Below are 14695 nucleotides of genomic sequence, written 5' to 3' on the forward strand. Positions count from 1 at the left end.
ATACGCGTGCCCGTCTCCACTCGCCTGTTGCTTGCCATCGCAGCTTCCCTGCTGCCGCTTTCCGGGACGATCGCAGCACCGTCCACCCAGCCCGCCTCCACCGCCCCGGCCAGCAGCTGCCAGGACGACGCGTCCCGCTGCCCCGCATGGATGCCCTCACAGGCCGAGATGCGCAACGCCATCGCCGACCACTTCTGCGAGCTGGCCGACCAGGGGCGCATCCAGCCTCGGGTGAAGCCGTTGGTCCGCGCCGAATCCTCGCCACTGAACTGTGGTGCGCTGGGAGAGCAGGCCGGTTCGAACTTTGTCTGCGGCGGTGAAATGCGCTTCGTCGGCAAGGGCGGCGAAATGGACACCATCACGTTCAGTCCCACGCTTCGCCGCGAGGAGGATGGGCGCATCGCGTTCTACGTGGGCAATGACGAGGAAGGTGAACAGGTGTGGCGGGTGCCCACCCCGCGGGCCACCTCAGCGACATGCGCGGTGCGGTGAGCGCGGCACATCTGCGCGCGCTCCGCTTCAGAACAGTTTGTGCGGGATTCCACGATCGGACCTGTTACGGGCGTCCATTTCCAAGTGAGCCATTGGCGCGTCCGGCTTTACTGGGCGGCAGGCTATCGTCCCCCTGCCGCATGACCGCCTCGATCCAGTCGACGTAGCGTGACACGCGAACGTTGTGGACCATCTGGCCATAGAAACCCGCTTCAAGGGCATGCTCGGGTACGGCCGTGATCCAGGACCCCAGCCCCACCAATTGCCAGGTGCCGTGGTCGTTGACCACAAGCGGACCACCGCTGTCTCCACTTCCCAGCACGCCCTCAAGCGGCAGGCCCTGCGGCGGCGGATCGAACCGATACCAGAGATACCGCTGATTGCCGCCGGCAATCGTGTTGTGGGCCCGCCGCAGGGATGTACGGTGCGGCGCATCCGGCAACTGGCCAACCGCACCGTTGCCGGTGGCGCCCTTCCCTATCAAGACGGCGACCTGCCTGACCTCTGCTGAACCCCGATACAGCGCCACGGGCGTGGCATCGGTCACCGGCGCGGCAAGCTTGATCAGCGCGATGTCATCCGAGGCCGCCAGGAAGGCATGGATCCGGGAAGGACTTCCTGTTGCCATCGCCTCCTTGCCCAGGGCCTCGGGCATCCTCCGGTAGCCGGGATGCAGGAATACGCGTTCAACGCCATACGCGTTGCCATTGATCGCGATCGTTGCTCCCATTCCTTCCATCGGCGCTGCATGCGCTGCGGTCAGCACCCAACGCGGGGCGATGAGAACGCCGTGCCCCTCTCCCGGCATGTCCGCCAGCGCCGGGAAGTCAGATCGTTGGATGCGGTACCTGCCATCTTCGACATCATCACGGATGACGATGGCCCCGGCAGCGAACGGGAGCGCGGCAAGCAGCAGAAAGAGCCAGCGATTCATCGAAAGCATTCATCCTTGTGGTCGATCGATCCAGCCTAGCAAAACGCATCGACACTGCTGATGGACGCGCGACCAATTCCCGTGGTGACCGACGAAGGGATGGAAACCGCGTCTGAAACCGGGACGCGCCGAGACGTTTAGTGTTCACCGCGCAAGGCGAGCCTGGCATTCCTGCGGATCGAACAGGTCGTACGTGCGCAGGATTTCGAGATTGGTTCGCGCCCTTGAATCCCTCTGTTCGCAGCCCCGGAGCGAAGATCGGGAACGAGCAAGGCCCCCCGTCCATGAAAACGTCGCGCACTTCACCGGGTGAAGTACAGGCACCCGGCCACGGCGATCGGCATCGGGTCGGCCTCGATGCGCTGGGCAACCAGTGCCATCACTTCAATGCCATCGCCCTGGGCTTCCGGTACTGACTGGACTACGCGCATTCCTCCGGGTTCGCCCTGCGTCCCCGGCCCATCGAGGGAAAGCGATTTGGTGAGGTCTGCAGCAAGGGCTGCATCGAAGACAGCCACCACGGAACTGCGCGACAGTATCAGCCGCGTGGACGGATGACCGAAGACCAGAGCCGGTGCTGGAAGCTTCATTTCCGCGACAACGCCGGGCATGTCGCCCAATGCATTGCTGTAACCCCCACCCTTGCCGGCGATCGGCTGCCAGCCACCCGATGGCTTCCCGCGGGTTGCGATGTCACGCAATTGATGGGCCAACGCCCGGAATGAGGTGCGATCCGCCTTGCAGGACACAAGCCCCAGCGCCTGATCGATTTCATCCTGCCTGGGAACGGTGCTGCGGATCGATTCTGCTGCCGGGGCGTTCGGCGCAACGACAAGCCCCAAGCCTGCGAGCAGTAGAATCCTGTTCAACGTACGGGTGATCAACGCGCAATGCTCCTGCCTGGGGTGCCAACACTGTTCGGCACCACACCGGACAGCTGGGAAACACCCTCTCTATCGGGAAACATCATTACCAGCGAGCGCTTCCCGCGCGGCGATTCTTTCGACCAGCGTATCGATCGCAGCCTCCATGGCGCGCGCCGTCTGGTCGCCGCTCTGGTTGGTGATGATGAAGATGCCAAGATCGTACTTGGGCACGATGTAGATGTAGCACTGCGACCGCGGTACGCCACCATGATGCGCATGGTAGACGCCCTTCAGCCGGTCACCGGAAACGATGTTCCAGAAGTAGCCGATGCTGAACTCCGAATCGAACGTGACCAGAGGGCGATGCGACTCCTTTACCACCGGCCCGTTGGCCAGCTGGAACCTGAGGTACTTCACCATTTCCGGGACAGTTGCCTTCACGTTCCCGGAGGCGCCCCACGGCAACTGTGGCATCGGCGTGGTCGGTATCGGGTTGTCGCTGTGATAGCCGACCGCAAGCCGGGATGCTTCGCTGTCGCTGAGTCTGATTCTGAGACCCGTCATCGCCGCGGAATCGCCAAGGAATCCGCGTAACAGCAACTCGTAGTCGCTGTTGTAGACGGTTTCCAGGATATGCGCTGTCAGTTCCGTTCCGGCACTGGAGTAGGCGTAGTCCTTGCCGGGTGCCCGGTCAATCTCGACGGCGTGCAGATCCTTGAAGAAGTCAGCCTTGCCGTAGTGTGCATAGAGGGTGTTGAGTTCGCTGGGCGTACGATGATCGGTGAAGTCCTCCAACACCGTGTTCGCGCGTTCCGGCAGCATGTTCGGCAGGCCGCTGGTGTGCGACAGCAGATGGCGGATTCGGATGGGCTCGCCCTTGTACTGCAGGTTCGGATAGTCCCCCTGCAGGTACTGCCGGACGTCGTCGTCCAGGCTGACCTTGTGTTCCAGAACGGCATTGGCCATCAGGGTGCCGGCCAGGGTCTTGCTCAACGAACCGATCTCGTAGAGGGTCGCATCGGTTGGAGGGCCAGGCTTGCCGGTTTCCATGTCGCCGCGATGACGGACGAATTCCTCGCCCCGGTACACGACGCCGATCGAGGTCGAATGAAGTAGCGGCCGCTGGATCAGCGTCGCGGCAACTTCGTCGATCTCCGCCCCGAGATCCTTCGTTGCGGCCTTCTCGCTGGCGCAGCCTGCCGCCAACAGCGCCGCGGATACGACCACGCTGCCGAGCCATCGCCTGTTTCGAACAGTCATCGGATTCGCATGCATGCGTAGGCGCTTGAAGAGATGTGGGGAAAGGGCTCTCAAGATAGCCGATGGCTGAGACTGACGCCTGTGCCTGTAGTCGCGGCATGGTCAGAATCCCCCTACTCCGCAGCCAGGGCCTGGATCGGGTCCAGCTGCGCGGCACTGCGTGCGGGGAAGTAGCCGAAGCCCAAGCCGATAGCCGACGAACACGCCAGCGCGGCCAATACGGGCGCGGCGGTAAACAGGAGCGGTACGCCCAGCGACAACAGGCTGGACAACGCACCCACGCTGAAGGCGAACAGCACGCCGAGTACGCCGCCGAAGAGACAGATCAGCACCGCTTCGATCAGGAACTGGCGCAGGATGTCACTCTGCCGCGCGCCCACGGCCAAGCGCACGCCAATCTCGCGCACGCGTTCCTTCACCGATACCAGCATGATGTTCATCACCCCTACCCCACCCACTATCAAGGCGACGGCGGCGATGGCTGACACCAGCGCGGCCATGGTCTGGCTGGACTTCATCACCGCCTTGCGGATCTGGTCGGCGTTGTAGATGAAGAAGTCGCGGCTGCCGTGCCGGTGCTGCAGTTCGGCGGCCAAGGAGGCTTCGGCGGCGCCTGTGGAGACGTTGTCACGCACCCGCACGGTGATGCTCTCCAGCCGCTGGTTGCCCAGCAGGCGCGAGGACGCCGAGGTATACGGCACATAGACGGTGGGCGTTGCACCGCCGGCAAAGGCGCTGGCGCCGACCACGCCGATCACCTCTACCGGCATGCCGCCCAGCAGCACCGTGCTGCCGATCGGGCTGCCGGCAAACAGTGCGGTGGCAGCCTTCTGGTCGACCACCCCCACTGCGCGGTGTGCGTCCACTTCAGCATCGGTGAAGAAGCGCCCGGCCTTCAGGCGCAGGCCGCGTACGCGTGGCAGATCCGCACCAACGCCCATCACCTGGGTGTTGGCACGCCGGCTGCCCTGCAACGCGGCCACCGAGCCGCTCAAGGACGGGCTGACGCTGTCCACGTAGCTGAGTGCGGCCAGATGGTCGGCATCGGCGATCACCAGTGTTTCGATTTCCGCCGAACGCGGGTCACCGAAATCAGTGCCCGGGAAGATCTCCAGGGTGCTGGCACCGAGCTCGTTGATCTGTGATTCAACCTGCGCCTGTGCGCCTTTGCCCAATGCCACTACGGTGACCACAGCGGCGACGCCGATGATGATCCCGAGCATGGTCAGCAACGTGCGCAGGCGATGGGCCAGCATCGAGCGCACCGCCATGTGCGCAACCTCGCGCACGCCATCCAGTTGAGCACGCCGCTCGGCACGCGATGAGCGTTCGGGTGGCGATTCGGAGTGCGCGGACAACCGACCGCCCACCCCGCGGTCCGCTACGACGCGCCCGTCGGCAATCTCGATTGCCCGCGCCGCGTGGGCGGCAACCGATGCATCGTGGGTCACCAGGATGACCGTGTGGCCCTGCGCATGCAGGCGCTTCAGTTCGGCCATCACCTGTTGGCCGCTGGCATTGTCCAAGGCACCGGTGGGTTCGTCGGCCAGCACGATGGCACCGCCGTTCATCAACGCACGGGCGATGGACACGCGCTGCTGCTGGCCGCCGGACAGCTGGCTCGGCCGGTTGCCGGCACGCTCGCCCAGCCCCAACGTTTCCAGCAGTGTGTGTGCTCGCGCCGTGCGCGCCTGGGCATCCACGCCCGCGTACACCGCTGGCAGCGCCACGTTCTCGATGGCGCTCAGGTTCTCCATCAGGTTGTAGCGCTGGAAGATGAATCCAAAGTGTTCGCGCCGCAGGCATGCCAGCTTGTCCGGTGGCATCTGCTCGGTGGCCGCACCGTCCACGCGATAGCTGCCTTGGGTGGGCCGGTCCAGGCAGCCAAGTATGTTCATCAGGGTGGACTTGCCAGAGCCCGATGGGCCGATGATGGCAATGAATTCGCCGGCATCGATGCGCAGCGATACATCCTTCAGCACCACCACCTCACCGGCGGCAGTGTGGTAGGCGCGCGATACGCCGTGCAGTTCAAGCAGCGCGTGGGTCACGCTCACATCCCCAGCAGGCTGGTGGCCTGCGGTTCGCCGCCACTGGGTGCCTGCCCGATCACAACGCTCTCGCCGGCCCGCAGCCCGGACAGTATCTGCACGGCGGTAGCAGTGCGCAGGCCCGTGGTCACCACGCGCTGCTGGATGCGCCCCTTGCCATCCATTACGCGCACGGTGCTTTCAGTGCTGTTCCTCTCATCCTGTTCGTCCAGCGCCGTCAACGGTACCTGCAGCGCGTTGGCCACCCGCGCCAGCTGCAGGGTTACCTTCACCGTCATCGATGGCTTCAGCTTCAGACCGGGGTTGGCCACGTCGAACAGGCCTGCGTAGTACACCGCCTTCGGTGTCTGCGCTGAGCTGCCGGGGTTGCCGGAGGCCACGTCGGCAATCGAGGATGGCGCGGGCTCCAACTGCTGCAGGTGGGATTCGTAACGGCGTCCGCTCGGCCCCAGCGTCGAGAACCACAGCGGCTGGCCAGGTGCGATCAGTTCCACGTCGGCCTCGGCGATCTCGGCACGTACGGTCATCGTGTCCATCTGTGCCAGCATCACGATGGTCGGCGTGGTCTGCATGGAGTTCAGTGTCTGCCCGGGCTTGGTGACGATGGCGACGATGTAGCCGTCGGTCGGCGAGAGAATGCGGGTATAGCCCAGGTTGATCCGGGCCGTTTCCACCTGGGTCACTGCTTGATCGATCTGCGCCTGTAATGCAGCCACCTCCGAGCGTGCCGCATCGCGTGCAACCCGGGCGGCCTCGAAGCCCTCCTGCGAGACCAGCTGCGATACCACCAGCTGCGACTGCCGATCATGCATGCGGCTGGCCTGCGCATAGCGGGCCAGGCTTGCGGCATGCTGCGCCCGCAGCGCATTGGTGGACGCCTCGGCACTGCGCAGGGCGATACGCTGCGGCTGCGAATCGACCTCGGCGATCAGGTCGCCGGCGTGCACGCGCTGGCCCAGCACCACGTGCAGGCGTTTGACCTGCCCGGATACCTGCGCGCCGACCGCCACCAGTTCCTTCGGATTGACTCGACCCACCGCCTGGACGGTCTTCTCGAGATCGGCCACCCTTGCCGGCGCGGTGATCAGGGCGCCCTCATCGCCATCGGCGAACGCCCACCACACGGCGCTGCCCGCAACGGCGGCCACGGCAGTGGCAATGATCAGAGTCTTGCGGGTGTTCATCGAGATGCCCGGCTGCTTGCGGTCACCCATCGCGACCGCCGAGGCCTCAGTCTGGGAGCCGTAGTTGGACGTTTCCTGGAGCCAGTGTGGAGATCGCATGGAGCCGGGGCCTGCGTTCAGGTGGACCACCCGCCGCTGAACCCACCGGCGCGGGTCCACACAATCTCGACACAATCTCGACCGGGTCTCCATCAAGCGGCGCTAGCCTCGCTGGGGTCGTCCGCCCCCTGCCTGCAATGAAGCGAGATATCCGCACCCATCAGATGCCGTTGATCCTCATTGCCGAAGATGAAGGCGAAATCGCCGATATCCTTGGCGCCTACCTTGCGCGGTCCGGAATGCGCAGTGTCAGGGCGAGCGATGGCGAGGCCGCACTGGCGAGCCACCACCAGCTGCGGCCCGACCTGGTACTGCTGGATGTGCAGATGCCGAAGAAGGATGGCTGGCAGGTGCTGAGCGAACTGCGTCGGCGCGGCAATACGCCTGTCATCATGCTTACGGCACTCGACCAGGACCTGGACAAGCTGACCGGCCTGCGCGTGGGCGCCGACGACTATGTAGCCAAGCCGTTCAACCCGGCCGAGATCGTCGCGCGCATCCAGGCGGTGCTGCGCCGTAGCGCGCCCTCTGGCGCCGATGTGCCCAACGGCGTGATCCGCCAAGGGCCGTTCGAGATCGATCTGCGCAGCCACGATGTGACGGTCCATGTCGAAGGCCAAGGACGTGCGTTGACTGTCACCCTCACTGAATTCCGCCTGCTGGTGCACATGGCCCGCGCACCGCGCCAGGTACATGTGCGCGCCGATCTTCTGCACGCCTGCCTGCCCGAAGGCGATGCCCAGGAACGCACCGTAGACAGCCACGTGAGCAAGCTGCGCCGCAAGCTGGAGGATGTGGGCGTACACGGCGTTCCGGCGACCATCCGCGGCGTTGGCTACCGCTTGCTGGGCTGACTGATGACCACCAAAGGCAAGAGCATCGGCCGCCAGATCACGCTTTCGATCGTGGTGGCATCACTGTGTTCGACGGTCCTGTCGATCGCCGGCTTCTATCTGTTCTATTACCTGATGGAAGTCTTCTATCCGCGCTGGTACGACACGCCTCAGACGATGCTGCCGTCGGGGCTGGAATGGCTGTGGATCGGCCTCACTGCCACGCTGGTCATCGTATTGGCTTCGCTGATCGCTTCGCGCCTGACCTGGCGCATCATCACGCCCTTGAACTCGGTGGCCGAAAGCCTTCGCCGCGTGGCCAGCGGTGATCTGGATGCGCGTGCACGCGGCGACCACACCTCGATGACTGAAGCGGCCACGCTAGTCAGCGACTTCAATTCCATGGCCGAGCGGCTGAGCCGGATGTCGCAGAACCGGGTGTTCTGGAACGCCGCGATCGCGCACGAACTGCGCACGCCGATGACCATTCTGCGCGGCCGCCTGCAGGGCATCGCCGACGGTGTGTTCGAGCCACGGCCGGAGCAGTTCACCAGTATGCTGACCCAGCTGGAAGGCCTGACGCGCATCATCGAAGACCTGCGGGTGGTGAGCCTGGCCGAAAGTGGTCATCTGGACCTGCGCCTGCAGCGCAGCGACGTCAGCGTTCAGGTGGGCGCGGTAGTGGAAGCGATGTCCGATGCCCTGGCCGAGAGCAGTTTCTCGGTGACGCTGGACGCGCGGCCGGCGCTGGTGGACTGCGACCCCGCACGCATCCGCCAGGCGGTACTGGCCTTGCTGGAGAATGCACGCCGCCACGCTACGCCTTGCCCGCTGCGGGTGTATGTGAAGCTGGCCGAAGGGCACTGCACGGTGACCGTGGACGACGGCGGGCCTGGCGTGCCGGATGAGCTGCGCGACAACATTTTCGAAGCCTTCCAGCGCACCGACGTCTCACGTTCCCGCCAGGGCGGCGGTTCCGGGCTCGGCCTTGCGGTGGTGCGTGCGATCGCTGTCGCCCATCACGGAACGGCACAGTGCCGGCCGAGCGGGCGTGGCGGCAGTGCGTTCGAGATCCGCTGGCCGGTGCACGCCCGTCGCTGAACGCCGTCGGTTCCTCCACGCGATCTCCATCGTTCCTCCATCTCCACTCCAAGGCGCTGCCGATACTGGGCAGAGCCGGGGGCCCTCCATCCATCCCCTGCCCCATCCTCGATCTGCCCAGGTCCCCATGAAGCCCCCACACGATCCGGCCGTCGCAGCCGGCAGCATCGGCCAGCAGAATGCGGCCGCCACCCTGAAAGCCATCCTGCGCACCTACCCCTGGCAGCTCACCGGCACCTTTTCGCTGGTGGCGCTGGAGAATGCGCTGCTGCTGGCCTATCCGCTGTTCGCCGGCTTCGCGGTGGATGCGATCATCCGTGGCAACGTCGGCCATGCCATTTCCTACGCCGGCGTGGTGCTGCTGTTCTGGCTGGTAGGCGCCGCCCGCCGTGCGGTCGATACACGCACCTTCACCCGCATCTACGCCGATCTGGCGGTAAACGTGGTGCAGGCGCAGCGGCGCCTGGGGCAGGCCACCTCCACCTCGGCGGCGCGGGTGGTACTGGCCCGCGAGTTCGTCGACTTCTTCGAGAAGCACGTGCCGATCATCGCCACTGCGCTCGTTTCCATGTTCGGCGCGGCGGCGATGCTGCTGGCAATCGAACCCCTGGTGGGGGCCGCCAGCCTCATCGCCCTGCTCGGTGCGCTGGTGTTGCTGCCCTCGTTCGCTCGCCGCAACGAGCAGTTGCACGGCCGCCTGAACAACCGGCTGGAGCATGAAATCCGGCTGGTCGACCGGGTTGGCCCGTCCGTGCTGCGCCGCCACTACCGCACCCTGTCGCGACTGCGCATCCTGCTGTCCGATCGCGAGGCTGGTGCCTTCGTGGTGGTCGGCGCGGCCGCTGCGGTGCTGTTTGCCTTGACCATCGGCCGCCTCGCCACGACCGATGGCGTGACCCCTGGGCACGTCTATGCGGTGATGACCTACCTGTGGACCTTTGTCGGCAGCCTGGACGATGCACCGTCGATGGTCGACCAGCTGGCAAGGCTGAAGGACATCGGCCGCCGGGTGAGCTCGGGAATGGAGGATGCGGAGAACAACGTCCACCCCGGGCCATGAGTCAACGCCGGCTGTCTAGGCGATTGTCTCCATTGCTGCGGGCAGAGCGACAACCGAGCCGCCCAGCACTTGCCAGACACCGGCCGTCTTCCCCCAGAAGCGACAGTACCTGAAGCGGCCAGAGAAGGCTGCGCCATCGAAGGTTCCGGCCAGGTCCGCAGTGGTGAGTGCAACAGCGGTTTGATCATGCAGGGCAATCTCCACCGATTGCCATTCGGCCATGCTCAGCTTCTGGCGCCCTGAACGATGCAGGGCCAGGTCATCCTGCTTGCCAAACACTTCGCCCGAAGGCCCCACAAAGATCAGGGCGTCTGCAATCAGGCCATCCAGCGCGGCCACATCGCTGGTGAGCATCGCGATGCGCAGCGCTTCTTCGAGCTGCCGTATTTCAGTGTCCATGCCGGCTCCATGGTAGTTGTGCGATTGCTGCGTCAGTGACAACCTGCCATCACTGCCGATGGGCTTCGGGCGCCAGGGTATGGATCACCCTGCCCTGCGCGTCCAGGAACTCGATGGCCCCGTAGCCTTCCGGCGTTACGGTCAGGCGCAGCCTGGCGCGGTCCTGTTGATCGTTCAGCGCGATGGCAGGGGTGCCATCGGCAGCCACGGCCATCTCGATGCGAGTTGGCGTCTGCACACCCGGAATCAGGCGATTGCCCAGCCGCGGCTCGCGAATCAGCGGCGGCGCCTGGTTGATCGAGAACCGCACGTCGCCGTCGGGCGACACACGCCAGCCAATTGCATCCATGGCCGGGTGGTCAAGCGCCAGTACGGCCATGCCGCCCTCCACGTCTGCGGTTCCGAAGCCACCGCGCTCGCTGCCCTTGTGGTCGTACAGCACCATGCCCGCCACATTGAAGGCTCGCTTGTACTGGATGCCATCGATGATGGGCGGTGGCGTCTGCCCCGAGAGCGTCATCCGGATCACCCCGTTCTCGTCGACGATATCGATCCGCCGCGCCGTGATGCGTTCTTTGTCCGGAGCATCCACACGGGTCTGCGGCGAGGTGCTGACGATCACCTTCTGCAGCTGCTCGACCGAAGGGCGTTTGGGGCTGTTTGTTTCCGCTGCCAGGGCGGCCATGGAAAAAGAAGAAAATGCGATGGCGGTTGCAATGCAGTGTGTTCGATTCATGGGTTCTTCCAGGGCCAGGAATGATGCACGCGCGGAAACGGGACTACGCCGGCCATGTCAGCCACGCGCCCGGCTCGACGAACTGCACGGCCACGGCACGGTCACCGGCTGCCTTGCGAAGTCGTCCAAGCGGGTCGTCCACTTCCGCATAGTTGTCCATTCCGCTGATGCCATAGTGAATGGGCACCAGCGTGCGTGCGCCGAGAATTGCCGCCGCTGCCACCGCCTGCTCCGGCGTCAGTACGCCAGGCTGGTCACTTACTGGCTTGCGCCAGCCGAACGTGGCGCCATTGATGGGGAGGAAGGCCGCATCGAACGGTCCGAACTGGCGCCCGATACGCCACCAATGGCCGTGCCATTGGGTGTCGCCGCCATGGAAGATGCGTCGGCCGCCTGCTGTTACCACCCAGGACACCTGCGTATCGCCGTAGCCGTCCGATGCCGGTACCGGCGTTGCAGTGAAGTCGCCCAGCAGTTGGGGCTCCCATAGCGCGCTCGGCCGTGCACGTGCGGCTGCCGGTAGCGGCATGGGCTGCAGGCCGGCTGGATATGCGAGTGTTCCCCCTTTGCTGAGCGCCGCCGCAACCGCATCTGCATCGAAGTGATCGGAGTGGGTGTGGGTGACCAGCACGTGGCTTTCGCCCAGCACATCGTTCACCGGCACCAGCCGGTCCGGCAACGCCTTGCCCCACGTTGCGGGATTCACCAGCGGATCAATCAGCAGCGTGCTCTCCGGCAATTGCAGCCGCACCCCGGCCCACGCCAATCGCTGGGCGCGCAGGCTGCGCATCGCCGCCGGTGGCGCTGCGGCGCCGGCAGGGACCAGCGCAGCAGCGGCCACACCGGCGCAACTGGCAAGGAAGCGTCTGCGACTACCCAGCGCCGGCGCGTTGACGGAATCGTGTTTCATGCGGCCTGCTCCCTTGCTGCCAGCGCAGCATCCAGGGAGAAGATCGACTGCGCGACGATCGCCGTGAGATTGTGTCCATGCCATTCTCGTTCGAATGCCGTCGGCGCTACCCCCGACGCGATGCAATCCTCCAGTCTGATGGCTGCTATCAGCACCGTGGCTTCCGTCGGTGCGGCTCGCAGCCAGATGTCCACGACGATCTCCTGCATCCGCTGCAGATAGTGGAGTGCATTGCCCAGCACCGCCGCATCGAAGACCCCGATATGCCCGCCGACCACCCTGCTGCGCCCGAACTGCTGGATACGGCCGATGGCGGCGCGCTGCAGCGCCGGGTCCGACCGGGAGAGATAGACGATGTTGCCGACGATGTTGTCGCCCACGCAGACCAGATCGGCGCTCGGCACATCTACGCTCATGTGGTCCATCGTTTTGCCAGGGTTGTACAGGAAGCGCAGCTGGTGGCGCCCCCAGCGCATGGCGAGATTGTCGAACACGATATCGGGATCGCGGTAGCGTGATGCCACCGGTTGGTTCTGCGAAAGAAAGGCATGCCGGTGATGGCGGTGCGCCAGGGTCAGTGCCTCTGGAAAGAGCGTCATGCCACAGATGTGGTCGCTCATGAAATGGGTGGCGGCAACCAGTCGCACCTTTCTGCCCATCTGCCTGTGCAGCACGTCCCGCAGCCAGGCGGCATCCTCCTCGCTGCCCAACGCGTCCACCAGCAGCACCTGGTCTCCGTTGACGAAGGCGGTAGCGACCGATTCAACCTGGTCACCGACGAACATCAGCACATCTGGGGCAAGCTCCTGAATACGCACGGCGGGTTTTCCGGGTGGGGGATCGGCATCATCACCAGCTCATCCGGCACCCGGCAAACGAGTAGTTCTACGCTTCGCGTTAGAAAAATTCATGCGCTACGATGACAGGGCCCCTGCGTTGGATGGTGCCCGTGAAAGCCCGCCCCACTGCCCCACTGAATGCGCTGCGCACGTTCGAAGCGGCTGCCCGCCACCTCAGCTTCAATCAGGCGGCGCGCGAACTGTTCGTCACCCCGGCTGCGGTCAGCCATCAGGTCAAACACCTCGAGGCCTATCTGGGCGTAAGCCTGTTCCAGCGCAATCACCGCGCCGTGGCGCTCACATCAGAGGGCGCGGCGCTGGCAACAACGGTCGGCGATCTACTTGGGCAGCTGGACCTGGCGTTGGAGCGCGCCAGGACGCGCGCACCACACGAGCTGCGGGTGACAACCATGGAGTCGTTCGCCGCCAAATGGCTGGCCCCAAGGCTGCACCGCTTTCACCATGCGCACCCCGATGTCCGGGTGCGCATCGACACCGGCAATGAACATGCCGACTTTCTGCGCGGAGGATTCGATATCGGCATCCGCTACGGTGCAGGCAACTACACCGGCGTGCGCGCAGCGTTGCTGTTGAAGGCGCCGGTATTCCCTGTGTGCTCGCCCACGCTGCTGGCCGGCACTGCTGGCCCGCTGCAGCAGCCTGATGATCTGCGCCACTGCACCTTGTTGCACGATGAAAGTGCCACGGACCGCCCCGGCGTGCCGGCATGGTTGCACTGGCTGGAGACCGCCGGCGCCACCAACGTCAACGCAAGCGCCGGGCCGGTCTTTCCCAGCATCTATCTTGCGCAGGAAGCGGCGGTGGCCGGCCATGGCGTGGCGCTTGGCGTGGCGCCGCTGGTGGAAGATGATCTCCGCCAAGGCAGGCTGGTGAAACCCTTCAGCCTGGAGCTGGAGAACCGTTACGCATTCTGGTTGATCCGTCGCGAGATGGCTCAGGACCGCCCCGATGTGCAGGCGTTCTGCCAATGGCTGGGTGAGGAGTGCAGTGATCGGCCATGACAGGCCCATGCGTGTTACGGCAGTTCATCGGCGCCAGGTAAGCAGGTCGTGCGCGCATCGCCTGCACGCTTCCGGTAGTGCTCCACCCACTCCATGGTTGGTGCGATACCGCCGAAGGGAAACAGATGCGGGCTGACCTGCCCATGGGCTTCGGTCAAGCCCTCTGCCAGGCGGTCCACGAACACATCCGGCCCGGCCCTTCCCAGCAGGCGGCCGATGGAGATGCCGTAGCGGGACAGCATCGAGGTGCTTGCAGCGACGCCGCACATGGCCGCATAGCGTACAAGCCGCGCGATGCTGGCTGGCCCGGGAACGCCCACCAGCACCGGATGGGTGATGCCACGGGCGCGCAGTTCATTCAACCAGGCCAGAACGATATCGGCGTCGAATGCGAACTGGGTGATGACCAGCGGTGCCATGCCTCGCTCTTCGATACGCTGGCACTTGTTTTCAAGCACGCGCCACCTCTCGGCGCTGGTCATCACCGGATGGCCTTGCGGATGCCCGCCCACCCCCACGACCTTGATGCCGGCGCGCTCGAGAATGCCGCTCTCGATGATCGATGTGCTGTCGGCGAACGGCCCGGCAGGCGTAGCAAGATCGCCTGCGATCACGAAACAGCGCTCAATGCCGGCGTCGATGACGGCACGCTCGATGAAGTGCTCAAGCGCCGCCCGCGAGCCGATGCGGCGTGCGGAAAGGTGCGGCATCGGCTCGAACCCCAGTTCGCGCACCCTGCGTGCCGCGGCCATTCGCGCAGCATCGTCCTCGCTCGGCAGGTAGGGAATGGAAATCGTCGTCCCCCGTGCAATGCGGGCGGCTTCGGCGCGCAACGCAGGCATGGCCTTGGCACTGACTTCCAATGAAAAGGCGTTGACGAAGGTCTGCGCCAGTGGCTCCATGCGGCCA

At 65.0% G+C, this 14695-nt stretch carries 15 protein-coding genes; 5 read left to right on the plus strand and 10 right to left on the minus strand.

Translation table 11 applies throughout. The annotated features are described in order from the left end of the window. Window positions 1-6: 6 nt before the first annotated feature. Window positions 7-492: a hypothetical protein gene (locus AC1DKR_RS00735; protein WP_478030399.1), complete on the plus strand. Its 486-nt coding sequence runs from the start codon at window positions 7-9 to the stop codon at window positions 490-492. A gap of 64 nt (window positions 493-556) precedes the next feature. Here AC1DKR_RS00735 and AC1DKR_RS00740 read toward each other — a convergent pair whose 3' ends face one another. The 5 genes from AC1DKR_RS00740 to AC1DKR_RS00760 all read right to left on the minus strand — a co-directional run bounded on the left by AC1DKR_RS00740 (window position 557) and on the right by AC1DKR_RS00760 (window position 6787). Next, window positions 557-1426 (minus strand): S1 family peptidase, encoded by an 870-nt coding sequence (locus AC1DKR_RS00740; protein WP_478030401.1) that lies wholly within the window; start codon window positions 1424-1426, stop codon window positions 557-559. A 302-nt stretch (window positions 1427-1728) separates the two neighbouring features. Next, window positions 1729-2310, minus strand: a complete 582-nt coding sequence (locus AC1DKR_RS00745; RefSeq protein ID WP_478030403.1) for a hypothetical protein — start codon at window positions 2308-2310, stop codon at window positions 1729-1731. Between the two features lie 69 nt (window positions 2311-2379). Next, the gene (locus AC1DKR_RS00750) at window positions 2380-3552 is read right to left on the minus strand and encodes a serine hydrolase domain-containing protein (protein WP_478030405.1); all 1173 of its coding nucleotides are present in this window, start codon (window positions 3550-3552) and stop codon (window positions 2380-2382) included. A 113-nt stretch (window positions 3553-3665) separates the two neighbouring features. After that, window positions 3666-5603 carry a MacB family efflux pump subunit gene (locus tag AC1DKR_RS00755; RefSeq protein WP_478030407.1) on the minus strand — a complete coding sequence of 646 codons (1938 nt, stop codon included), beginning with the start codon at window positions 5601-5603 and terminating at the stop codon, window positions 3666-3668. Window positions 5604-5605: 2 nt separating this feature from the next. Then, complete coding sequence (locus AC1DKR_RS00760; protein ID WP_478031188.1) at window positions 5606-6787, minus strand: efflux RND transporter periplasmic adaptor subunit; 1182 nt, start codon at window positions 6785-6787, stop codon at window positions 5606-5608. 236 nt (window positions 6788-7023) lie between these two features. Here AC1DKR_RS00760 and AC1DKR_RS00765 point away from each other — a divergent pair, with 236 nt between their 5' ends. From AC1DKR_RS00765 to AC1DKR_RS00775, 3 genes are all read left to right on the plus strand, one after another. Beyond that, window positions 7024-7740 (plus strand): response regulator, encoded by a 717-nt coding sequence (locus tag AC1DKR_RS00765; protein ID WP_478030410.1) that lies wholly within the window; start codon window positions 7024-7026, stop codon window positions 7738-7740. Between the two features lie 3 nt (window positions 7741-7743). Beyond that, window positions 7744-8820, plus strand: coding sequence for an ATP-binding protein (locus AC1DKR_RS00770; protein WP_478030412.1), 1077 nt, complete (start codon window positions 7744-7746; stop codon window positions 8818-8820). 127 nt (window positions 8821-8947) lie between these two features. After that, window positions 8948-9880 carry an ABC transporter six-transmembrane domain-containing protein gene (locus AC1DKR_RS00775; RefSeq protein WP_478030414.1) on the plus strand — a complete coding sequence of 311 codons (933 nt, stop codon included), beginning with the start codon at window positions 8948-8950 and terminating at the stop codon, window positions 9878-9880. Between the two features lie 15 nt (window positions 9881-9895). Here AC1DKR_RS00775 and AC1DKR_RS00780 read toward each other — a convergent pair whose 3' ends face one another. The 4 genes from AC1DKR_RS00780 to AC1DKR_RS00795 form a co-directional block, all read right to left on the minus strand. Continuing rightward, a complete protein-coding gene (locus AC1DKR_RS00780) occupies window positions 9896-10279 on the minus strand; it encodes a nuclear transport factor 2 family protein (protein ID WP_025874534.1) in 384 nt (127 codons plus the stop codon). 49 nt (window positions 10280-10328) lie between these two features. Beyond that, entirely contained in the window at window positions 10329-10964 is a 636-nt protein-coding gene (locus AC1DKR_RS00785) for a hypothetical protein (RefSeq protein ID WP_312400360.1), read from the minus strand. Window positions 10965-11058: 94 nt separating this feature from the next. Beyond that, complete coding sequence (locus AC1DKR_RS00790) at window positions 11059-11925, minus strand: MBL fold metallo-hydrolase (RefSeq protein ID WP_478030416.1); 867 nt, start codon at window positions 11923-11925, stop codon at window positions 11059-11061. Further along, window positions 11922-12743 carry an MBL fold metallo-hydrolase gene (locus AC1DKR_RS00795; protein ID WP_478030418.1) on the minus strand — a complete coding sequence of 274 codons (822 nt, stop codon included), beginning with the start codon at window positions 12741-12743 and terminating at the stop codon, window positions 11922-11924. Before AC1DKR_RS00795 ends, AC1DKR_RS00790 begins: the two co-directional genes overlap by 4 nt. A gap of 131 nt (window positions 12744-12874) precedes the next feature. Between AC1DKR_RS00795 and gcvA the strand changes: the two genes are divergently transcribed. Continuing rightward, on the plus strand, window positions 12875-13786 hold the full coding sequence (gcvA, locus tag AC1DKR_RS00800; protein WP_478030420.1) for a transcriptional regulator GcvA: 912 nt from the start codon (window positions 12875-12877) through the stop codon (window positions 13784-13786). Between the two features lie 14 nt (window positions 13787-13800). Here the strand turns inward: gcvA and AC1DKR_RS00805 are convergent, their stop codons facing one another. Continuing rightward, window positions 13801-14688 carry a methylenetetrahydrofolate reductase gene (locus tag AC1DKR_RS00805; protein ID WP_478030422.1) on the minus strand — a complete coding sequence of 296 codons (888 nt, stop codon included), beginning with the start codon at window positions 14686-14688 and terminating at the stop codon, window positions 13801-13803. Between the last annotated feature and the right edge of the window lie 7 nt (window positions 14689-14695).

This window comes from Stenotrophomonas sp. 01N47, from assembly GCF_056399165.1.